10 protein-coding genes and 1 pseudogene are annotated in these 24176 nt (G+C 44.3%); 7 read left to right on the forward strand and 4 right to left on the reverse strand.

Annotation, left to right across the window (positions count from 1 at the left end; translation table 11 throughout):
• Nucleotides 1-345 precede the first annotated feature (345 nt).
• Nucleotides 346-1323, reverse strand: a complete 978-nt coding sequence (locus tag FJ709_RS12260) for a transposase (RefSeq protein ID WP_226410334.1) — start codon at nucleotides 1321-1323, stop codon at nucleotides 346-348.
• A 107-nt stretch (nucleotides 1324-1430) separates the two neighbouring features.
• Nucleotides 1431-1562, reverse strand: a pseudogene (locus FJ709_RS12265) (biotin synthase BioB); the annotation flags it as partial.
• A 98-nt stretch (nucleotides 1563-1660) separates the two neighbouring features.
• Between FJ709_RS12265 and bioA the strand changes: the two are divergent.
• Both bioA and FJ709_RS12275 read left to right on the forward strand, forming a co-directional pair.
• Complete coding sequence (gene bioA, locus FJ709_RS12270) at nucleotides 1661-3058, forward strand: adenosylmethionine--8-amino-7-oxononanoate transaminase (RefSeq protein WP_226410335.1); 1398 nt, start codon at nucleotides 1661-1663, stop codon at nucleotides 3056-3058.
• 162 nt (nucleotides 3059-3220) lie between these two features.
• Nucleotides 3221-3388, forward strand: coding sequence for a hypothetical protein (locus tag FJ709_RS12275; RefSeq protein WP_226410336.1), 168 nt, complete (start codon nucleotides 3221-3223; stop codon nucleotides 3386-3388).
• A gap of 340 nt (nucleotides 3389-3728) precedes the next feature.
• On the opposite strand, the gene FJ709_RS12280 is transcribed toward FJ709_RS12275, so the two are convergent.
• Both FJ709_RS12280 and FJ709_RS12285 read right to left on the reverse strand, forming a co-directional pair.
• Nucleotides 3729-4166 carry a hypothetical protein gene (locus FJ709_RS12280; protein WP_226410337.1) on the reverse strand — a complete coding sequence of 146 codons (438 nt, stop codon included), beginning with the start codon at nucleotides 4164-4166 and terminating at the stop codon, nucleotides 3729-3731.
• Between the two features lie 457 nt (nucleotides 4167-4623).
• A complete protein-coding gene (locus FJ709_RS12285) occupies nucleotides 4624-5274 on the reverse strand; it encodes a class I SAM-dependent methyltransferase (RefSeq protein ID WP_226410338.1) in 651 nt (216 codons plus the stop codon).
• Between the two features lie 457 nt (nucleotides 5275-5731).
• Here FJ709_RS12285 and FJ709_RS12290 point away from each other — a divergent pair, with 457 nt between their 5' ends.
• The 5 genes from FJ709_RS12290 to FJ709_RS12310 all read left to right on the forward strand — a co-directional run bounded on the left by FJ709_RS12290 (nucleotide 5732) and on the right by FJ709_RS12310 (nucleotide 24169).
• The gene (locus FJ709_RS12290; RefSeq protein ID WP_226410339.1) at nucleotides 5732-6925 is read left to right on the forward strand and encodes a class I SAM-dependent rRNA methyltransferase; all 1194 of its coding nucleotides are present in this window, start codon (nucleotides 5732-5734) and stop codon (nucleotides 6923-6925) included.
• 357 nt (nucleotides 6926-7282) lie between these two features.
• Nucleotides 7283-8155 (forward strand): COG3415 family protein, encoded by an 873-nt coding sequence (locus FJ709_RS12295; RefSeq protein ID WP_226410340.1) that lies wholly within the window; start codon nucleotides 7283-7285, stop codon nucleotides 8153-8155.
• Nucleotides 8152-16095: a type I polyketide synthase gene (locus FJ709_RS12300; RefSeq protein WP_226410341.1), complete on the forward strand. Its 7944-nt coding sequence runs from the start codon at nucleotides 8152-8154 to the stop codon at nucleotides 16093-16095. Before FJ709_RS12295 ends, FJ709_RS12300 begins: the two co-directional genes overlap by 4 nt.
• Entirely contained in the window at nucleotides 16092-18287 is a 2196-nt protein-coding gene (locus FJ709_RS12305) for a PfaB family protein (protein ID WP_226410342.1), read from the forward strand. The genes FJ709_RS12300 and FJ709_RS12305 overlap by 4 nt, the downstream gene beginning before the upstream one ends.
• The gene (locus tag FJ709_RS12310) at nucleotides 18284-24169 is read left to right on the forward strand and encodes a hotdog fold thioesterase (protein WP_226410343.1); all 5886 of its coding nucleotides are present in this window, start codon (nucleotides 18284-18286) and stop codon (nucleotides 24167-24169) included. The genes FJ709_RS12305 and FJ709_RS12310 overlap by 4 nt, the downstream gene beginning before the upstream one ends.
• The last annotated feature ends 7 nt before the right edge of the window (nucleotides 24170-24176 follow it).

Genomic DNA, 24176 nt, shown 5'->3' on the forward strand with positions numbered 1-24176 from the left:
GTAACACTAGCACCTAACGAAACTGTACAATAACTTCAACAGCAAAAACTAACTAAAAAACGAGCCCCTCAAATTAACTTTAAGCGCCTTTGAGACGCTAGGCAATGCATTTTAACCCCATAAAAGAAAAACATAGCCACCCATTTTTAATAAAATAACTTAACTCGTTTTGATTCCTTTTACGACAGTTCTTTTCTAGATACTCAATCCAATTATTTAAATCGATATAGCTGAAAGTTAGCGCTGCATTAGTCATTGATTAGTCATCTAGAAAATTTAACACAGCAGAAATACTTGATATCAATCAAGTATGAATTGGAAATTTATTTGGAGGAAAGTTAACGGTTAAGCGCACAACCAGCGCTGACAGTTGGCTGCGCCTTGTCGTCGTTTTCGGTCTAAATGTTCACAATAGTCAGTTAATGCAGGTAAAGCCCCTACTGCACCTTTGAATAATGCGCCAAATTCGGTAGTAATTTTCAACCAGTTTTCAGCAGGAATATTTAGTCTATTGAGAATATTCTGGCTACTTTCGCTAATGGCACCGCGTTTATCCTGTCGAATTATCCTGCCGGTATCTTCAACCAGAACAATGTAGTCTTTTACACTGAACATTAACCCATTAGGCATGTTCAAACGCTCATTACCCACAAAAGGCAATAATTCTGTTGGTTGCTCACCTTTTATCGCTGAATTTATTCGACGCTGAATACTGGTGTAGTCTGAGGTTTCAGGGGTAGCAGCCATTTTGGCGCGAATAGGATTCAAATCGACATAGGCCATACAGGCTAATACTGCGGCTTCATCTAATAATGCTTGAGACTTGAACCTACCTTCCCAGAAGCGACCTGTGCATTTATCTTCTTTATTGGCCATTCTGGCTATTGGCTCACTAAGCGAGCGCATAAACCAGCTGATATCGATTAAGCGTTGTCGATATTGGGTGATACTGTCATTAACCGTCTTTAATTCAAATTCATTCAGGTCTTCACCTTTTACAAACTTATGTGTCAGTAAGGTACCTTTAAAGCCCTTATGCCACTGCATCAGTACCTCTTTATCTGACCAGTTTTTTGCTTTATCTGCATCCACTTTAACCACTACATGCAAGTGATTGCTCATGACGACATAGGCACAAATATCAATGGCGAAAATTATCGCTAATTCAAGAATACGAGCATCAACCCACTCTCGTCGATGTTCAAAGTTTTCGCCTGTTGAGTTATCAAAACCGCACAGAAAAGCTTTACGCACCACACGCGAACAGCAGTGATAATAAGGCGTATCTTCTAAGCTAACAATAGTTTGTCTTGGTCTGGCCATCTTCAAATACCATTTAGGAAGGGTAAATAAAGCGTAGTTGAGTGTTTAATATTTAGCCAATAATCTTGGGTGGCCATGTTTTAATAATCTTGGGTGGCCATGTTTTACTGTACTTCGTTAGGATCAAAACTTTCACGATGAATACTGTGGGCTTTAAACAGCAAATCATTCATTGGCAATGCAAATAACGCTTCAATTTCAGTTTTTTGCCAATCATTGCGAACTTCAGCTAACGACATGGATCATTCCTTTATTTTGATTTTATGTTGGCTAGGATACCTGTAGCCCGTAAACTGTCAACGCAGCGCCTACCACCAACTTTACTAATGGTTACTTTATGAGCAACTCGAGCGTATCACAACAACCAAAAACCGAATCAAGCATTGATTACGCATTTGACCGCCAGCATATTTGGCATCCTTATACGTCAATGACTCAAGCTATGCCTGTTCATGGCGTGGTGTCTGCGCAAGATTGCGAACTCGTGCTGGATAATGGCCGTAAGTTAATTGACGGCACCAGCTCATGGTGGGCATGTGTTCACGGCTATGGTCACCCGCATATTTTGGCGGCGATGCAACAGCAGCTTCATCAATTAAGTCATGTGATGTTTGGCGGTATAACCCATCAACCGGCTATCGACACCAGTAAACTTTTAGTCGAGATGACTTGCAGTAAATTAACCAAGGTATTTCTGGCTGATTCAGGCTCTATTGCAGTTGAAGTGGCATTAAAAATGGCACTGCAATACTGGCAAGGACGTAATCAGCCTAACAAGCAGAAAATAATGACCGTAAAACGTGGCTATCATGGCGATACCTTTGCCGCCATGAGCGTATGTGACCCTGAAGGCGGTATGCATACTATGTTTGGTGACAATGTCACCCAACAGATCTTTATTGCTGCCCCGCAAACCCCGTTTGGCTTCAGTGCAGCATTAGACCCTCAATTACCATTAAATGATCAAGACTTAGCCATTGAAGATGAAACCGCATTAATCACGGCTTTTGAAACCCACCATCAAGATGTGGCCGCGGTTATCATCGAGCCCATTATGCAGGGCGCTGGCGGAATGCGCTTTTATTCTCCGGCATATTTAACCCGATTACGTCAGCTATGTGATCAATTTAATGTCTTACTGATATTAGATGAAATCGCCACAGGCTTTGGTCGTACAGGTAAATTATTTGCCTATCAACATGCCAATATTGAGCCCGATTTACTGTGCTTGGGTAAAGCGCTAACCGGTGGTTACATCAGCCTTGCTGCGACTATGTGCAGTGATGAAGTAGCCAAAGGGATTAGTGACTCGCCCGCGGGGGTATTTATGCATGGGCCGACGTTTATGGCCAACCCCCTCGCCTGCGCCGCAGCAACAGCTAGCTTACAATTAATTAATCAACAGCAATGGCCAGCGCAAATCAATATGATTGAACAACAAATGATTACTGAGCTTGCAGATGCAATTGAATTTGAGCAGGTAAAAGATGTACGCGTATTAGGTGGCGTAGGGGTGGTTGAAATGCATCACCCAGTCAATACCGCACAATTACAGCAGGCTTTTATCGCGCAAGGGGTTTGGGTTAGACCTTTCAGCAATTTAATTTATATTATGCCGCCCTACACCATTAGCTCAGCGCAATTAAGCCAATTGACCCAAGCAATGAAAGTAGTCGCCGCGAGTATCACAGAACCGCAAATACATGAAGATGCAGAGTTTATTAGTCATGGGTAATCATGGTAGTCCATTTTCACACACTGCTTGCCACACTCTAATCAATGATGCTACAAACATTTAAATCTAAGGTTTATTTATATGCTTATTGTACAAAGCGCTTTATTGCTCTTTTTGCCTATCGTTTCTTTGATAGCGCTAATGGTTTTGATATGGAGTTTAGTGAAAAAACGCCGCCCTCTTTTCTTTAAAACGTCGGTATTTTTTGTTATCAGCTTAATTCTACAAGTACTGTTTAGCCAAACTGAATTTTGGCAAATTGATCGCTGCCTTGATAATGGTGGCAGCTACAATTACCCGTTAGCCAGATGCGAGTTCACGCCGGCATGATTGTCATAATGTCTGACATAGTAATGTTTGATCATTTTCAAACTCTCTTTTAGACAGATGTGTTAGCAAAGCCAACTTGAAAATGGACAAAAGGGCTTAGAAGGTGTCTTTTTGTAAAGGTTGACTTTGACCCCACTACATTTCTCGCTGGCTCGTCTGCACCCGAATTATTATCTCTTCGATTTAGCTTCATTGATGACAGTATCTGGAAAACCAAAGAAAGTGGCTATTATTGTCTGCATTAGAAAGATGCTTGGGATCTTAACTTAGATGTTAAGAGATGCTGTTTTATGGGAAGCGCCAAAAGCATAGAATTAACTATTGACGCCATAGTCTCTTGTTAGCTGTAATTTACCACCAACCACCGATTTAAATAATAAAATACGATACTATGAATTAAACCAGACACCCCAAACAATAACGTAAATGGTAGCGATATTGTAAATATATACTCTACTACTTGAGTAAAACTTGCCCCCATTAATGGATCCCCAGCCGCAAGAACCTGAGTTGAAATACTCCAAGTCCAAAAAACAACACCAGAGATTACACCCCACTTAAAACCATCTATGGCATATAACTTTAAAGTTGCAGATCCTTTAATTAGTTGGGGAGCTAACGATGTGCTACGCCAAGAAACTAAAGCTGAAGTAGGAATTAAGATAAACAAAAATATTGGAATAACACCAAACCAATTAGTAGCTAAAATTAACCCTACAATTGACCAAACAGAAAGAGTTAATAATCCATTGATTAATCCCAAACTTCTAGGTTGCACACAATCTCCGATTACAGCTAACAGCTTATTGAACGGTTCGACCGATAAAGCCGCCCGTTTAAGTTATTGATTAATATCATGCTACATTTCCTATGTCTTTGAAGTAAAGCAATTTAATGACTGATACACTCAAATATAAAACTAAAATTGCGCGTTAAAAGTGTCGACGCCAAATGTAAAAAAATAAACCAAGCAAGATCAATATATTAGAGCAGCCCTATTTTTCTCGACATAGTCCTTTAGACTGCTTTTTGTTCACTTATTATTGGTATTCCGTCAAAAACCATTATAACTGTATATAAATACAGCACAGGTAACATAAAGGGGGAATGTGATGGCGGGAACAGGAAATTTATAAGCCATTAGACAACAAATGAGGATGAGACCTAATGAGTCTTTAACTCTGATTAATCTTTAACTCTGACACCCACCATTATTTCCGAACTACAATACCAAATTAGCGCACAAATTTAAGAATATGGCCTTTGAATGGATTAACAAGGTATTCGGTGTGTAGCGGCTTTAGATGAACCGACGTAAAGCCAAATTCAATCATTTTATTGGTGAGCTTGTTTTTATTTCCCCGACCTGGGTCAACCAAAATCATTTCACAATGGGGCTTAGCGTGCTCGTTAATAAAGTTAGCTAATAGCTCGACGTGTTCATCTTCGTACAATAAATCACTGCCAATAATCATATCAAACAAACCTAAACTGTCGTCATGGCTTGCCCAATCAGTTTGTTGATAGGCAATGGGTTTATCTTGATTTAACACAGTGTTTCGAAGTAAAAACTTACCGACTTCTGGGTGATAATCTGTGGCGGTGATATCAGCATGTTTTTTATTAAGCATTAAACTGGTTAAAGCCATACCACAGCCGATTTCAAGTATTCGTTTAACACCCGTATCGTAATCAGAAATATAATGCGCTAGTACTAAGCTTGAAGGCCAAAGAATGCCAAATATTGGCCATGTGGCGGATGAAATACCGAGTTTTTCAGCAATGCCTGCAGGATCGTTAAATTCTTGATTATCGCGAAGCGTACACAGATGAATATCGGTCTTACCAAACTCAACGGTTTGGTAACGTAAGCGTAGATTTGTCATTTGGCGGCCTAATAATTGGCGCTCAGCCAGGTATCTTTGATAAATGACAAAACGGGATGAACGTTCAAAGTATAGTAAATCAGCAGAAAGGCAATGTATTTAAATTATAGTACCGAGAAAAAAATAATTTATTATCAATATTTTAGCCATAAAAACCCTATTGATTCGGCTACTTAACAGATACAAAAAACACAACAATATCAGTGTTTGACCAAGGTTATACCGAACTTACTGCGTGCTACATTTAGCTCATATTGGCAGCAAACCATAAAAGCGTACTTATAATCGATTAATTGTCAGGTTTTTAACGCCCAAATAAGCTATGATCCCCGCCACGACTTTGCGACTTAACTGGCTGCTTGCTAGCACTTAATTATCGATGGCCTTGAATGCTATTCTGCCTTGATAATCGCACTGTGCACCACTTTCTCTTTTACATTTTAAATTAGGCAATACCATGGCTATCAGAATTAAACTTAAACCCGGCCGCGAACGTTCATTAGAGCGACGCCATCCTTGGATATTTTCCAACGGTATTCACAACGTTAATGGCGGCAAGCCACAGGCGGGAGATACGGTTGATGTGGTCGGCCATGATGGTCGTTGGCTAGCACGTGGTGCCTGGTCACCTGAATCACAAATTCAAGTACGCATATGGACCTTTGATAAAGAAGAAACTATTGATAGCGATTTTTTTGCTAGACGTATTAAAAGAGCCCAAGCTGGACGTGATGAACTGATACGTGAGCAAGGTTTAACCGGTTATCGTTTAATTGCTGCAGAATCTGACGGTTTACCCGGTATTACCATTGACCGTTATGCCAATGTGCTTGTCTGCCAATTACTGAGCACAGGTGCTGAAAAATGGCGTGACACAATCGTCGAGCAATTAGCGATTCAATATCCAGATTGTGCCATTTATGAACGCTCTGATGTCGACTCAAGAAAAAAAGAAGGCCTATTGCCAGTCACTGGATTACTGCACGGTGAACTGCCACCTATGCCGGTTATCATTGAAGAAAATGGGATTAAAATTGCCGTTGATGTCGTCAAAGGCCACAAAACAGGATTTTATCTGGATCAGCGAGACAACCGCGCCATGGCTGCGCGCTTTGTTAAAGGCAAGTCAGTGCTTAACTGTTTTTGCTATACGGGCACTTTCGGCTTATACGCCGCTAAAGCGGGTGCGGCGAGTATTGAAAACGTTGATGTATCATCCCTGGCACTGCAAACTGCCCGCGACAATATGGCCATCAATGCGCTAAATGATGACCATATCATTTATAATGAAGCTGATGTGTTTAAGTTACTGCGCCAGTACCGCGATGAAGGTAAAACCTTTGATGTCATCGTGCTTGACCCACCTAAGTTTGCCGATAACAAATCGCAACTCGATGGTGCATGTCGCGGTTATAAAGACATTAATATGATTGCAATGCAGCTGTTAAACCCTGGAGGCATGTTACTGACTTTTTCTTGTTCAGGTTTGATGCAGTCTGACTTATTCCAAAAAGTGGTTGCTGATGCGGCACTTGATGCCAAACGTGAAGTGCAATTTGTTGAACGTATGCACCAAGCTAGCGACCACCCAATAAGCAGTGCTTTTCCTGAAGGTTATTACCTTAAGGGTTTAGTTGCCAGAGTGTGGTAAATAATCACGTTAATGAGTAACAACTCATCCAAGGGGAGCATGAATTGCTCCCTTTTTTATTGGTTATCTGCTCTGGGCACTCACTACTAATCATGCTGATTAATCCACTTACTCAGGTTGACCCATTCTAATGAGTCCTAACCACTCAATCCCTGTTAAATACAATCAATACTTCCTGATACTCATTTTGTAAATATAGCTTTTCGTTAACCAACACACGTTTTTAGTCTCGGGTGATTGTATCGGAGTGAAACCTCAGGTAATCTGCGTCTTCTTATTATATATAAGTGGATTTAGGCACAGTCAACGCACGAACGACAGGCCAGTCCCAACAGATTATTCGGATATGCTGTCTCGATGACAAAAAAGATAAGTACGCCTACAGAAGTGAGCCAGGCCGACGGGACTGCCAGCAAAAAAACGGTTAATCACCGCAATGCAACCACAACACCAGAGATGCGTCAGTTCATTCAAGAATCTGATCTCAGCGTAAGCCAATTATCTAAAATTCTGAATATTAGTGAAGCCACTGTGCGTAAATGGCGTAAGCGTGACTCTGTTGATAACACTCCTAACACGCCACACAAACTCAATACGACCCTGTCCCCCATGGAAGAATACGTCATGTTGGGTCTGCGTTATCAATTGAAAATGCCTTTAGACAGGTTGCTAAAAGTCACCCAAGAATTTATTAACCCCAATGTGTCACGCTCGGGTCTTGCCCGCTGCTTAAAACGCTTTGGGGTATCTAAGTTAGATGAGTTCGACAGCCCTTTTGTGCCCGAAAAATTTTTTAACCAGCTTCCTGTTACTCAGGGTGCTGACATTCAAACCTATACCGTTAATCCACAAACCTTAGCCGATACTTTGTCTCTACCCAGTCCTGATCCTGACAACGTAGTACAAGTCGTGTCCCTAAGTATTCCACCCCAACTAACAAAGCAGCAAGCCTATTCAGTGCTGCTAGGAGTCGATTTCAAGTCTGACTGGGTTTACTTAGATATTTATCAAGACAGCCATACCCAAGCGAGTAATCGCTATATCACCCATGTCTTAAAGCACGGCCCGTTTCATTTACGAAAGTTGCTGGTCCGCAACTATCACAGTTTTCTTGCTCGATTTCCTGGAGCAAGTCTATCAGCTGCCAAGCCTAATAATGGCCAACCTAGCGCAGCTGAATCCCTACATCAGATGGCTCATTCCCAGCCATCAAACGGAGACTCACAATGAGCCAATCCAACAAAAACACCGACAAACGTCTTAACAAACGTTTAAAAGATATGCCTGTTGCCATAGTCGGCATGGCGAGTATTTTTGCCAATTCGCGTTATTTAAACAAGTTTTGGGATTTAATCAGCGAAAAAATCGATGCCATTACCGAAGTGCCTGACACTCATTGGCGTATCGAAGACTATTACGATGCTAATAAATCTGCGCCGGATAAAAGCTACTGTAAGCGCGGTGGTTTTTTACCAGAAGTTGACTTTAACCCAATGGAATTCGGCCTGCCGCCTAATATCCTTGAGCTAACAGACTCATCACAATTGTTGTCACTTATTGTGGCAAAAGAAGTATTAGCCGATGCAGGCGTAGGTGCTGATTACGACACCGACCGCATTGGTATTACGCTAGGTGTGGGTGGTGGTCAAAAGCTTAACCACAGCTTAAGCGGCCGGCTGCAATATCCTGTGCTTAAAAAAGTATTCAAAAGCAGCGGATTAAGTGATAAAGACACTGAAATGCTGATCAAAAAATTCCAAGATCAGTATGTTCACTGGGAAGAGAACTCGTTCCCTGGATCTTTGGGTAACGTGATCGCTGGTCGTATTGCTAACCGTTTTGATTTTGGCGGCATGAACTGTGTGGTCGATGCGGCATGTGCTGGCTCATTAGCTGCGCTGCGCATGGCGTTAACTGAATTAACAGAACATCGCAGTGACATGATGATCACCGGCGGAGTATGTACCGATAACTCACCGTCTATGTACATGAGCTTCTCTAAAACCCCTGCTTTTACCACTAACGAAACCATTCAACCTTTTGATATCGATTCAAAAGGCATGATGATTGGTGAAGGTATTGGCATGGTGGCATTGAAGCGCCTTGAAGATGCTGAGCGTGATGGCGACCGTATTTATGCTGTCATTAAAGGTGTTGGCGCTTCATCAGATGGTAAGTTCAAAAGTATTTATGCTCCGCGCCCTGAAGGCCAAGCAAAAGCATTAAAACGCGCCTATGATGACGCAGGATTTGAGCCACACACTATTGGCTTAATTGAAGCCCATGGTACAGGTACTGCAGCGGGTGATGTTGCCGAGTTTAATGGCTTAAAGTCGGTATTTTCTGAAGGCAACGACACTAAGCAACACATCGCATTAGGCTCGGTTAAATCTCAAGTCGGTCACACTAAATCGACCGCAGGTACTGCTGGCGTGATTAAGGCGGCCCTTGCACTGCATCACAAGGTATTGCCGCCGACCATTAATGTCAGCAAACCTAATCCAAAGCTTGGCATTGGGGATTCACCGTTTTATTTGAACACCGAAACGCGTCCATGGATGCCACGCACTGATAATACTCCTCGCCGCGCCGGCGTAAGCTCATTCGGTTTTGGTGGCACTAACTTCCACGTGGTGTTAGAAGAATACAAGCAAGATCACGCCCGTGATGCTAAATACCGTCATCGCGCGGTGGCACAAAGTTTACTGATTAGCGCAAGCAATAAAGCGGCACTGCAAGCTGAATTAACCCAGTTATTAAATACCGTAAAAGCAATTGATACCGCTTCACCTAACAGCAGTGAAATTGAATTAGCCAAGTTAGCTAAACGTTTTGCCGTCACCACACTTGATAGCCAAGCTGCACGTATTGGTATGGTGGTAAGTTCATTAACTGAGCTTGTGACCCAACTAACACAGGCCGTTGCACAGTTAAGCGCGAACACCGATGATGCCTGGCAATTACCGTCTGGTACAAGTTATCGTACTAGCGCGTTAGTGGCTAAAGACAGCAAGGTTAAAGTTGCCGCGCTATTTGCTGGTCAAGGTTCACAATACGTCAATATGGGCGTGGATTTAGCCTGTCACTACCCAGAAATGCGTCAGCAGTTAATCCTAGCCGACAAGGTGTTTGCTAAAAACAAGCAAACACCATTGTCACAAATTCTATTTCCAATTCCAGCCTTTGAAGCGGATGATATTGCAGCCCAACAAGCGGCATTAACTAATACCGCGAATGCGCAAAGTGCTATTGGTGCTGTGAGCATGGGTCAGTATCAACTGTTATCCCATGCTGGTTTTAAAGCCGATATGGTCGCCGGGCACAGTTTTGGTGAACTGTCGGCATTATGTGCTGCTGGGGTTATCTCTTCTGAGGATTACTACCAATTAGCCTTTGCCCGTGGTCAAGCGATGGCGGCAACGCCTAAAGATCAAGATGCTGGCGCCATGTACGCGGTTATTTTGCCCGCCACTGCTGATACGGCCAATATTGATAAATTAGAACACTGCATCAAAGATTTTGATGGCGTGAAAGTGGCTAATTACAATTCACCGACTCAGTTAGTGATTGCAGGCCCAACGACAACCACCAGTGATGCGGCAAAAGCGATTCAAACCTTAGGCTTTAAAGCCATTGCTTTACCAGTATCAGGTGCATTCCACACGCCGCTTGTGGCTCATGCCCAAGTACCGTTTGCTAAAGCCATCAGCAAGGTTAAATTTGCTAAGCCAGGCATGAGTTTATATGCCAATGGCACAGGTAAATTGCACCCTAAAGATCCTAAAGCCATTCAAGCCGCCTTTAGCGAGCACATGCTGCAATCGGTGCGTTTTAGCGATCAATTACAGTCTATGTACGATGCTGGTGCCCGCGTCTTTGTTGAGTTTGGCCCGAAAAATATTCTACAAAAATTAGTTGAAGGCACCTTAGGCAACCAAAGCGATGCTGTCAGTGTAGTCAGCTTAAATCCAAATCCTAAAGGTAATAGCGATATTCAATTACGCCAGGCTGCAACTCAGCTTGCGGTATTAGGGTTAAGCCTTACAGAGGTTGACCCGTATCAAGCACCGATTGCTGAATTAGCTAAGTCATCGCCGATGAATGTGAAGCTAACGGCAACCAACTTCATCAGCCCTGCGACCAAAGCCAAAATGCAAAAGTCACTGGAAACGGGTCAAGTTGCGCTTAAAGAAGTGAAGGTTGAAGTGCCTGTTGAAAAAATTGTTGAGACTATCGTTGAAAGAATTGTGGAAAAAGAAGTGATCAAAACAGAATATATTGAAGTGCCACAAGCTGGCAGTGCTAATGCTAATGCGAGTAACAGTGCAAGCGCTCAAACAAGTGCTCCAGCCAACGCCGCGCCTGTAAACACAGCACCAGTCAGCCATGACAGCATTGGGGCATTTTTTGCCGCCCAGCAACAAACTGCTGAGTTACATCAACAGTTTTTAGCCATTCCACAGCAATACGGTGATACGTTTGCCACCTTAATGGCTGCGCAAACGCAAATGGCAGCTTCGGGCGTTGCTATTCCTGATAGCTTGCAGCAATCAATGGCATTCTTCCACCAGCATCAAGCGCAAACGCTGCAAAGCCATACCTTGTTCCTTGAGCAACAAGCGCTTTCAAGCCAAAACGCATTAGCCATGTTAAGCGGTCAAGCGCCAGTTGCATTTGCTCCGGCTCAAGTTCAAGTTCAAGCTGTGCCGGTTGCCACTCAAGCTCGCGTTCAACAGCCAGTTCAACATATTGCGACTCAAACTGCTGCGCCTCAAACACCTGTCGCTCAAGCTGCTGTGCAAAATCGCGCAGCTCCGGCTCCACAAGCGGCCGTTGCTATGTCAGCTCCAGCGCCTCAAGTAGTGACGCCAGTTAAAGCACCTGTACCAACTCCAGTTGCTGCAGCGGCGCCAGTTACTCCAGTGGTAGAAAGTTCAGGCTTAAGCGCACAAACAGCCCTGAGCGCACAGAAAGTACTGCAAACCATGCTAGAAGTGGTGGCCGACAAAACCGGTTACCCAACTGAAATGCTAGAGCTTGGCATGGACATGGAAGCCGATTTAGGTATCGACTCTATCAAGCGTGTTGAGATTTTAGGTACGGTACAAGACGAATTACCAGGCTTACCAGAATTAAGCCCAGAAGATTTAGCCGAATGTCGTACCCTTGGTGAAATCGTTGACTACATGAACTCTCGTCTACCAGCTGAGGGCTCTAAGCTGCCAGCAGCAGGTTCAAGTCCAGTTGCAGCATCGGTAGCATCAGCACCGACTTCATCAGAGAGCAACGGATTAAGTGCAGCAAAAGTTCAAAGCACCATGATGGCTGTGGTGGCAGATAAAACGGGTTACCCTACTGAAATGCTTGAACTTGGCATGGATATGGAAGCCGATTTAGGTATCGATTCAATCAAGCGTGTTGAAATTCTTGGTACGGTTCAAGACGAATTACCAGGCTTACCAGAATTAAGCCCTGAAGATTTAGCCGAGTGTCGTACATTAGGTGAAATCGTTGACTACATGAACAGCAAATTGCCAACTGCGGGCGCTGCGCCAGCTCAATCAGGTGTCGCGCCTGTTGCATCTGCAAGCAATGGCTTGTCTGCAGCAACAGCCTTGAGCGCGCAACAGGTTCAAAGCACCATGATGGCTGTGGTTGCCGACAAAACCGGCTACCCTACTGAAATGCTAGAACTTGGCATGGACATGGAAGCCGATTTAGGTATCGATTCTATCAAGCGTGTTGAAATTCTTGGTACGGTTCAAGACGAATTACCAGGCTTACCAGAACTTAGCCCTGAAGATTTAGCCGAGTGTCGTACCTTAGGCGAGATTGTTGACTACATGAACTCTAAGCTCCCTGCACAAGGCGCGGCTTCAGTACAACATACTGTGTCTGCACAAGCCGCTCCTGTATCAGGTTTAAGCGCGCAAAAGGTTCAAAGCACCATGATGGCTGTGGTTGCCGACAAAACCGGTTACCCTACTGAAATGCTAGAACTTGGCATGGATATGGAAGCCGATTTAGGTATCGATTCTATCAAGCGTGTTGAGATTCTCGGTACAGTACAGGATGAGCTTCCAGGCTTACCAGAACTTAACCCAGAAGATTTAGCCGAGTGTCGTACCCTTGGCGAAATCGTTGCTTATATGGGCAGCAAGCTGCCAGCCGCAGGCGCCATGAACTCTCCACTGTCTGCACAAGCAGCTCCTGCATCAGGTTTAAGCGCTGAAACAGCCTTGAGCGCAGAAAAAGTACAAAGCACTATGATGTCAGTGGTTGCCGACAAAACCGGTTACCCAACTGAAATGCTTGAGTTAAGCATGGACATGGAAGCTGATTTAGGTATCGACTCTATCAAGCGTGTTGAGATTTTAGGCACAGTACAAGATGAGCTTCCAGGCTTACCAGAACTGAACCCAGAAGATTTAGCCGAGTGTCGTACCTTAGGCGAAATCGTCGCCTACATGAACTCTAAGCTAACTGCTGGCGGCGCATCAACAACTAGCCCTGCTGCACAAACTGTTGTTCACCAAGCTACAGCTGAACTTGCTACAGACTTACCTCCTCATCAGGAAGTCGCGCTAAAAAAGCTACCAGCGGCGGATAAGTTAGTTGGCTGTTTTTCTAAAGACGCATGCATCGTTATCAATGATGACGGCCACAATGCCGGCGTATTAGCAGAAAAATTAGTGTCAACAGGCCTAACCGTCGCAGTGATCCACAGCCCTAAAGCCATTACCAATAAACAGTCGCCACTAAGTAGTGCAGTTGCTAGCTTTGAGTTAACGCAAGTCAGTGATGATGCGATTAGCGCTGTGATTAAGCAAATTAGCGCTAAACACAAGATTGCAGGTTTTGTGCATCTACAACCTCAGTTTGAACAGATAAACAATGCATTACCACTAAGCGACGCTGGTTTCAAAGCTGTTGAGCAAGCCTTCTTAATGGCGAAGCATTTACAAAAAGGTTTTGAAACCTTATCAAAAACTGAGCGTGTTAGCTTTATGACGGTAAGTCGTATTGATGGTGGTTTTGGTTATTTAGATACCCAAGCCCTAGCGACAACTGAGCTAAACCAGGCGGCACTGTCAGGATTAAGCAAAACACTCAGCCATGAATGGCCAAACGTGTTCTGCCGCGCCTTAGATATTGCACCAAGCTTTGAAGCGGCAGAACTAGCCAAGGCAATTGTTGCAGAGCTGTTTGATATTGACACGTCAATCACTGAAATCGGCATCAGCAAGCAAGGTCGTCACACGCTTAGTGCAACGGCTTGTGCAACAACGCGCTACCAAACCACCACGTTAAACCAAAATGATACTGTGCTAGTTACGGGTGGCGCAAAAGGAGTCACATTTGAATGTGCCCTCACCTTAGCCAAACAAACTAAATCACACTTTGTTTTAGCGGGACGTAGCGAGCATTTAGCGGCTAATTTACCAACCTGGGCGCAAGGCAAAAAAGTTAATGAGCTTAAAGCGGCAGCGATTGGGTTTATTCAATCCCAAGGTGACAAACCAACACCTAAGCAAATTGATGCCTTAGTTTGGCCTATTACCAGCAGCTTAGAAATTGACCGCGCGCTTAATGCATTTAAAGACGTGGGCGCCAGCGCTGAATATATCAGCATGGATGTCAGCTCAGATGCGGCAATTAAGCAAACGATTAAAGGGCTTAACACCATTACAGGCATCATCCATGGAGCTGGTGTGTTAGCCGACAAACATATTCAAGACAAAACCTTAGCTGAATTAGGCCGTGTTTATGGCACTAAAGTATCGGGCTTTGCCGGCATTATTAACGCCATAGATGCCAGCAAACTTAAGCTAGTGGCTATGTTCTCATCTGCGGCGGGTTTTTACGGCAATACAGGCCAAAGTGACTATTCAATGTCTAATGAGATCCTCAACAAAACAGCACTGCAACTTGCGGCTAACTACCCACAAGCCAAAGTGATGAGCTTTAACTGGGGCCCTTGGGACGGCGGCATGGTCAGTTCAACATTGAAGAAGATGTTTGTTGAGCGCGGCGTGTACGTTATTCCATTAGATAAAGGCGCAAACTTGTTTGCCCACAGCCTGCTGTCTGAAACGGGCGTGCAAATGCTGATTGGCTCGGACATGCAAGGTTCTGACACTTCAGCCCAAGCTAATGCTCCGCAAGCGAGTGCTGCTGTAAAAAAGCTTAATGCGGACTCTTTGCATAACGCCAAGGGTTCGCTGACACTGTCTTTTAATGGTATGAACAACACTTATATTGTTGAACGTGTACTTAACCCGCTTTTAATGCCCTTCATTGAAGATCATTGCATTGCGGGTAATCCAGTACTGCCGACCGTATGTGCCATTCAATGGATGCGTGAAACTGCGCAGCTATTATGTGGCCAGGCGGTTTGCGTTCAAGATTATAAGTTACTCAAAGGCATTATTTTTGACACCAATACGCCGCAGGTATTAACCCTGACATTAACGCAAACGCAGGCCGGCTTAAATGCAATTATTGCTAGCCGTCTGCAAAGCGATCCGGTAGACAGTGTGTTAAGACCGCAATATCAAGCGAGCCTGATTGTTAATGAAAAAGTTGTTAACCAAAACTTGGTTAACGAGAAAATTGTTAATGCATCGAACGCCTTACCTGCAATCATCACCACTGCAAAACAGTTGGCAAATGAAGGTAAAGTGATAAGCACTGACAGCGAGCTTTATTCAAACGGCAGCTTATTCCACGGCCCTCGCCTACAAGGGATTAAGCAAGTGTTAATTGCTGACGATCAGCAGTTGGTGTGCAAAGTTGAACTACCGCAGATTAACGACAATGATTGTGCCGGTTTTGCACCTAAGTTAACCCTTGGTGGCAGTCAGGCATTTGCTGAGGATTTGTTATTACAGGCCATGCTTGTGTGGGCGCGCATTAAGCATGATGCAGCCAGCTTGCCATCTACCATTGGTGAGTTGACTACCTTTGACCCATTTGCATCGGGTGATAAAGGTTATTTAGTACTAACCGTGCTGAAAAGCACCAGCCGTTCACTCACTGCCGACATTGCGCTTTACCATGAAGATGGTCGCTTAAGTTGCACTATGTCAGCGGCTAAAACCACTATAAGCAAAAGCTTGAACGATGCCTTTATCGCACCGCGTAATAAGCTTATAGAGGGTGCAACTTGAGTACTGACTTAACAGATAACTCATTAGCTGGCCGCGCATTAACTAGCGCAGAACTGGCACAAGCAGTTAAGCAACGCCACACTATGCCACTGCGCATAGCGGTGTTGCTTAACGCGCCTAAGGTGATGGCTCAAACTGAGATCCAGTTTGTTAGCCTTGATGAAACAAATCAGCTTGGGTTTGAACAAGCCCTTGCTGATACAGCAGAGCGTCTAACCAGTGTCCAGCCGGCAAATGTGATCATTAATTTAGCAGACAAGTTATGGTTAATGCCTGCACTGACAGCAGCAAGAAACAGCGTTCATCCACATGCAGTAATAAACGGTGTCGGGATTGCTGAAAATAGTATTGAAGCCATTAATCAAGCTTTAGCGCATGCTAAACGGGATCACGTTCAGCCTGTGGTGCAAACCGTTAAAGCAGGATCGGCCAGACATAAGCTTAATCAACTTCATGGCTTAGTCACTTCTATGGCGACAAGGCAGCTTCCAGTTGCTAGCTGCTTAGCCTCTTCAAGAGCTAGCGAACAAGGTTATTGGTTTTGCGAGTTTCATCAAAGCCGAGTGGCTGCTTTTACTAGCTCTATGTGCGCTAACTCGCATCAAGCAGTCATTTTAACCCAGGGCACAGGGCTGATTACTGCCAAGCCTTTACTCAATACTTCACGATTATGGCTGCCTATTGGCGCAATATCGATTGATGATTTACAAGCCCAGTTAGCGTCATTAGCACTATTGCTGAGTCGTTTAGCCAGTGACTCAAGTAATGATATTGCTTTATTGGAACTGATTAAACAGCAGCTTATTGGTTATCAAGCTAAGTCAGCAATTAACAGCTTAAGCGCTGTGGTGATGGCAAGCAGTTATGAGGCACTTTGTGTTGAAGTCAACACCATGCTTAACGCAGTAAGCCACACTGATAGTACTGATATTCACTCACCGATTAATTATAAAACGCCTGCTGGCAGTGCTTTTACTCATCAGCCCTTAGGTGAAAATGGCTTAAGTTTTGTCTATCCCGGTGTCGGCACCGTGTATCCCAATATGTTTAAACACTTGGGGCATACTTTTCCTGCGCTTTATAGTGAGCTTGAAAAAAAAGGTGATTTGCAAGCCATGTTGCAAAGTCAGCTAATCTATTCGACAGAAGATACGGCAACGGCACAGAGCATGAGTTTATCTGAACTGGCTATTTCAGGTGTTGGCGCCAGTTATATGCTGACCAAGTTGTTAGAAAAAGAATTTAACATCAAGCCTAAATTGGCCTTGGGTTATTCGATGGGTGAAGCCTCAATGTGGGCTAGCCTTAATGTGTGGCAGCAGCCCCACAGTTTAATTGATGCCACCCAAACAAGTTCATTATTCACCCAGGATATTTCAGGGCCATTACTGTGTGTTAGACAAGATTGGCAGCTTGATGTGTCAGACGCCACCAAAGGCGAAGACATTGTCTGGAACAGCTTTATTACTCGGGCAACACCAGAAGAGTTAGCGCCACACCTTAACGATTACCCTAGGGCATACATTGCTATTATTCAGGGCGATACCTGTGTGGTTGCGGGGTGTGAAACCAGCTGTAAAGCCATGCTCAAACAAGCGGGTAAACGGGGTATTGCATCCAATAAAGTCACCGCAATGCACACGCCCCCGGCGATGCAAATTATTGAGCAGGTAAAGCAGTTTTATCATCAGCCTCTGATGGCGGACTTACCCAATGACATCCGCTTTATCACAGCAACAGAAGCTGAGCCAATAGTGTTAAGCCCGGATGCTATAGCCCAATCAATTGCCGATACTTTTTGTCATCAATTGGATTTTACCCAGTTAATTGCCAAGGCTTGTCAGCACGGCAGCAGGCTATTTGTTGAAATTGGCGCGGACAGACAAACTAGCACACTAATCGATAAAATTTTAACCAGCCAGCTTGCTGACAAACAGGTTAATCAAGACAGCTTTTCAGCCCAAGCTATTGCCGTTAATGCCAAAGGTGCGGATGAAAATATCAGTTTATTGAAATGCCTAGGCCAATTGTTAACTCATCAAGTCCCTATGTCATTTACCCCTTTTATCGACAGCATTGATTGTGCCATCTCACAAGAGCTAGCACGAAAAGTCGAAAAACTAGCGGTTCTTGTTGATCCGATTTTATCGTCTCAGGCACCTCACCCTATTTCAGAAGGAGAACCTCATTGAGTTCTCATAATGCCCCCAAAATTGCCATAGTCGGCCTTGCTAATCAGTATCCTGATGCGGACACGCCGGCTAAGTTTTGGCAAAACTTATTAGATAAAAAAGACTCACGTAGTCAAATCAGCGATCAAAAACTGAATGCAACGCCCAGTGATTACACAGGCGTGCAAGGTCAGTCTGACCGCTTTTATTGCGACAAAGGCGGCTACATTGAAAACTTCAGTTTCAATGCCAATGGTTACCATGTGCCAGCCAGTGCATTTGACGGTTTAGATGACAGTTTTTTATGGGCCACAGACACTGCGCGTAATGCCTTAAATGATGCGGGCATATCGTTAAACGATAGCCGCTTATCACGCACCGGTATTGTGATGGGCACGCTGTCATTCCCTACGGCTAAGTCCAATGAGCTGTTTGTGCCGCTTTATCACGGCGCTGTTGAAAAAGCCTTACAGGTAAAACTTGCCCAGCCTAATTTTGTGCTGCAAGGTTTTGGCAATGAGCAGAGTGCTGGTAATAAACCGGCTGAGCCAATCAATTATCGAAATGGTGCTATTGCCCACAATGCTTCAAAATTGGTTGCCGATGCACTGGGTTTAGGCGCAGCGCAATTAAGCTTAGATGCCGCCTGTGCAAGTTCTGTTTATGCCTTAAAACTGGCGTGTGATTACTTGCACACAGGCAAGGCAGATATCATGCTAGCGGGTGCAGTATCAGGCGCCGACCCTTTCTTTATCAACATGGGTTTCTCGATTTTTCACGCCTACCCAGACCACGGCATTTCAGCGCCGTTTGATAGTAACAGCAAAGGCTTATTTGCCGGTGAAGGTGCGGGTGTATTAGTACTCAAACGGCTTGACGATGCTCAGCGTGATGGCGACCATATTTATGCACTCGTTAGCGGTATTGGCTTGTCAAACGACGGAAAAGGTCAGTTTGTACTAAGCCCAAATAGCAAAGGTCAGGTGTTGTCATTTGAGCGCGCTTATCGTGAAGCTGACATAGCGCCTGCCAGCATTGAAGTGATTGAATGCCATGCCACCGGCACGCCTTTGGGTGACAAGGTCGAGCTGACCTCCATGGAGCGCTTCTTTGAAGATAAGCTTAATGGCAGCGCAACCCCATTAATTGGTTCAGCTAAATCTAACTTAGGCCATTTACTTACCGCCGCAGGTATGCCGGGGATCATGAAAATGATTTTCGCCATGCGCCAAGGTGTGTTGCCGCCAAGTATCAATATCAGCAGCCCTATCGCCTCGCCGAATCAATTGTTTGGTCAGCAAACCTTGCCTAATGAAGTGTTACCTTGGCCAGACAAAGCTGGCAATACAGCGCGTCATGCTGGGGTGTCGGTATTTGGCTTTGGTGGTTGTAACGCGCATTTATTGATTGAATCTTATGATAACAATGCGATTAATCATGATTTAACACATACGCCGGCTACCAAACAAGACACGTTAAACGCTGCTAACACGCCGCTTAACATTACCGGTATGGCTGCCCATTTTGGCCAAGCCAGCAACATTAATGCACTGGCAGACAAGATAGCTCAGCAACAACCTTTGATGACAGACTTACCTGCTAAACGCTGGAAAGGGTTAAATAATCATCCCGAGTTATTAGCAAAACACGGTCTGTACTCTGTTCCCCAAGGCGCTTATATTGAACAGTTTGACTTTGATTTTTTGCGCTTTAAAGTGCCGCCAAATGAAGATGACAGATTAATATCACAGCAACTGTTATTAATGAAAGTGGCCGATGAAGCCATCGTGGACGCCAAACTTAAACCTGGCAGTAAAGTCGCGGTATTGGTGGCGATGGAAACTGAGCTTGAACTGCATCAGTTCCGTGGCCGCGTTAATCTGCATAGCCAAATAGCCCAAAGCCTTAAAGCACAGGGTGTTGTGCTAACAGATAATGAATACCACGCCCTTGAAGCTATTGCCATGGACAGTGTATTAGATGCCGCTAAGCTGAATCAATATACCAGTTTTATCGGCAATATTATGGCGTCGCGGATTTCATCATTGTGGGACTTTAATGGTCCGGCCTTTACTATTTCAGCTGGCGAGCAATCTGTGAGTCGCTGTATTGATGTGGCACAAAATCTGTTTGCCTTAGGCTCAATTCAAGAGCCACTAGACGCTGTGATCATCGCTGCAGTAGATTTGTCGGGCAGTATTGAAAATATGCTACTTAAAAATAGCTGCTTATCTGCATCAGGTATTCAGGCAAGCGATATTGCTACTAGCCCTTGGCATGTTGGCGAAGGTGCTGGAGCAATTGTATTGCAGACAAAAACGGCCAATACCAGCTTAACTGACAACAGTTACGCCAGTATCGACAGTTTGCAATTTAGTAGCCACTATTGCGCCAATAATATCAGTGCTAACGTGTTTGCTAAGCCGACTAATTTGATTGAACTTAATCAATCTCCTGAAAGCCGTTTCGATGTTGCTGGCCAAGCATTGTTTAGCCAATTAGCATCTGGCACAACAATGCTAACCCAAGCGCAAGATATCATGGGACACAGCTTTGCGGCATCCGGCATGGCCAGTATGCTGCATGCTTTAATTAAGATGAGTCAGTTAAATGTCAGTGCTGGCGCTAATGCGGCTAATACAAGTGCAAACCATGCTAGTGCTAAAATCGTCACGGTAAGTGAAAACCAGTGTTCAAACATTGATTTATCGGTATCTCAGCCACAGCAACAAGCGCTAACACATCGTTTGAGTGCGCCCCTTGCTCAGCAGCTATCGCACACAATCGCGACTGGCAGCAAATTAAGTTTAATCAAGCAAGTCAGCCTTGGCGGACGAGATATTTATCAACATATTATCGATACACCAATAGCATCAATTGATAGCATTAAAGCTAAATGTGCCCATATTGCTCCGCAACCAAAGGCAGCGACATCCGTCACAGTAGTTCCTATGACAAACACGCTATCGACAACAAAAAATGCGCCCTCAACAGAGACGACACACACTATTATGCCTAATCTAAAACCGGCTTCTCCTGCACTAAACTCTGCAAACTCTTCAAACGCTGCGTTTACCCAGAGTGTGCCACCAGCCCATTTAAATGCTTTTCAGCAAAACCAGTGGCTAGCGCAACAAGCACATTTGGCGTTTTTAAAAAGCCGTGATGCAGGCCTTAAAGTCGCTGATACCTTACTAAAGCAGCAGTTAGCTCAGGTTAATAGCCAGCAAAATGTTTACCCATCAAGCCCTGTACTTGCTCAACCTTTACAACAGCAAGCTCAAGCGGTAAACGTATTAGCCCAACCTGTGCCACAAACGGCATTAACACCCAATCATGCTAAGGTTCCCGCCTACACAGCCCCAATTCCAGCGGATAAACCGTGCATTTGGAATTACGCAGATTTAGTGGAATATGCCGAAGGGGATATCGCCAAGGTATTTGGTCAAGATTACGCCATTATTGACGGCTATAAACGTCGCGTACGTCTACCTACCACTGACTATTTATTGGTATCACGCGTCACTAAACTTGATGCAACCATGAACCAATATAAGCCCTGTTCAATGACCACTGAATATGACATCCCAGTGGACGCCCCTTATTTAGTCGATGGTCAAATCCCTTGGGCGGTCGCGGTTGAATCTGGTCAATGTGACCTGATGTTGATTAGCTATTTAGGCATCGACTTTGAAAATAAAGGCGAGCGTGTTTATCGCTTATTAGATTGCACCCTGACCTTCTTGGCTGATTTACCTCGCGGCGGCGACACTCTGCGTTACGACATTAAAATCAATAACTTTGCTAGCAATGGCGACACCCTACTGTTCTTCTTCTCTTACGAATGTTTCGTTGGCGATAAGATGATTTTGAAAATGGATGGCGGCTGTGCAGGCTTCTTTACTGACAAAGAACTCGCAGACGGAAAAGGCGTAATTCACACTGAAGATGAAATCAAAAACCGTCTTAGCGTGATGAACAATCCTAACAAACCGCGTTTTGAACCACTGCTACATTGTGCTCAAACAGCGTTTAACTATGGTCAAATTCATCATTTACTCAATGGCGATATCGGTAGTTGTTTTGGCGGCGCCCATGTTAGCCACCAGCTAGAAAATGGATTACAGCCATCGTTATGTTTCGCCTCTGAAAAATTCTTAATGATTGAGCAAGTGAGCAAGTTAGATGTCCGTGGCGGTGCTTGGGGCTTAGGCTTAATTGAAGGCCATAAACAATTGGCACCGGATCACTGGTATTTTCCATGCCACTTCCAAGGCGATCAGGTCATGGCTGGATCATTAATGGCCGAAGGCTGTGGTCAGTTATTACAGTTCTTTATGTTGCATATCGGCATGCACACACAAGTGAGTAATGGTCGTTTCCAACCACTTGAAAATGCTTCGCAAAAAGTACGTTGTCGCGGACAAGTATTACCGCAACATGGCGAATTAACTTATCGCATGGAAGTCACTGAAATTGGCACTAGCCCTCGCCCATACGCAAAAGCCAACATTGATATTTTGCTTAATGGCAGAGTGGTTGTCGATTTCCAAAACTTAGGCGTAATGATTAAAGAAGAAAGCGAATGTACTCTTTACCCGCTTTTATCTTCAGCGGCCACGAGTGCGAATATCCCCGTAAATAAAGCGCCATTGATGGCACAAGAGCCGGATTTAAGTGCGCCAACCAATAAAGGGGTTATTCCGCTTAAGCACGTTGAAGCACCTAGAGTGGCAGCTGATTCTAAATATGCCAACCGCGTACCTGATACAGTGCCATTTACGCCTTATCATATGTTTGAATTTGCCACCGGTAACATTGAAAAATGTTTCGGCCCAGATTTCAGCATTTACCGCGGCTTAATTCCACCACGTACTCCCTGTGGTGATTTACAGCTAACCACTCGCGTCGTTGAAATTAACTGTAAACGCGGTGAGCTGAAAAAACCTTCTTCTTGTATTGCTGAATATGAAGTACCTGCAGATGCTTGGTATTTTGCTAAAAACAGTCATCAAGCAGTTATGCCGTATTCGGTGTTAATGGAAATTTCATTACAACCCAATGGCTTTATTTCTGGTTACATGGGCACCACCCTAGGCTTCCCAGGGCAAGAGCTGTTTTTCCGTAACTTAGATGGTGGCGGTAAATTGCTACGCCATGTGGATTTACGTGGTAAAACTATCGTCAACGATTCAAAGTTGTTATCAACGGTTATTGCTGGCAGTAACATTATTCAAAGCTTCACATTTGAGCTCAGCGTTGATAACGAGCCGTTTTATACTGGTAGCGCGGTTTTTGGTTACTTCAAAGGTGACGCGCTTAAAAACCAGCTTGGTATCGATAACGGTAGAATTACTCAGCCTTGGCATATCGACAATAATGTTGCCGCTGACATTAGCGTCAATTTACTCGATAAAACTTCACGGGTATTTAATGCGCCAACCCGTCAACCCCATTATCGACTAGCGGGCGGCCAACTTAACTTTATCGACAAGGCCGAAATCGTCGAGACGGGCGGCAAGTATGGTAAAGGTTATCTTGCAGCGTCACGCACTATTGACCCAAGTGATTGGTTCTTCCAATTCCACTTCCATCAAGATCCGGTAATGCCGGGTTCATTAGGTGTTGAAGCCGTGATTGAGTTAATGCAAACTTACGCCATCAGCACAGACTTAGGTAAAGGTTTCACTAACCCGAAATTTGGCCAAATTCTGTCGGACATTAAATGGAAATATCGTGGTCAAATTAACCCATTAAACAAACAAATGTCACTCGATGTGCATATCAGCGCAGTAAAAGATGAAGACGGCAAACGCATCATCATAGGCGATGCAAATCTTAGCAAAGATGGTCTGCGTATTTATGAAGTCAAAGACATCGCAATCTGTATTGAAGAAGCTTAGGCCCAAA

This window comes from Shewanella glacialimarina, assembly GCF_020511155.1.
Lineage (GTDB): Bacteria > Pseudomonadota > Gammaproteobacteria > Enterobacterales > Shewanellaceae > Shewanella > Shewanella glacialimarina.

Coding starts and splice junctions, on each gene's coding strand:
- FJ709_RS12260 (WP_226410334.1), bottom strand. CDS start 1,323: ATGGCCAGACCAAGACAAACTATTGTTAGCTTAGAAGATACGCCTTAT.
- bioA (WP_226410335.1), top strand. CDS start 1,661: ATGAGCAACTCGAGCGTATCACAACAACCAAAAACCGAATCAAGCATT.
- FJ709_RS12285 (WP_226410338.1), bottom strand. CDS start 5,274: ATGACAAATCTACGCTTACGTTACCAAACCGTTGAGTTTGGTAAGACC.
- FJ709_RS12290 (WP_226410339.1), top strand. CDS start 5,732: ATGGCTATCAGAATTAAACTTAAACCCGGCCGCGAACGTTCATTAGAG.
- FJ709_RS12295 (WP_226410340.1), top strand. CDS start 7,283: ATGACAAAAAAGATAAGTACGCCTACAGAAGTGAGCCAGGCCGACGGG.
- FJ709_RS12300 (WP_226410341.1), top strand. CDS start 8,152: ATGAGCCAATCCAACAAAAACACCGACAAACGTCTTAACAAACGTTTA.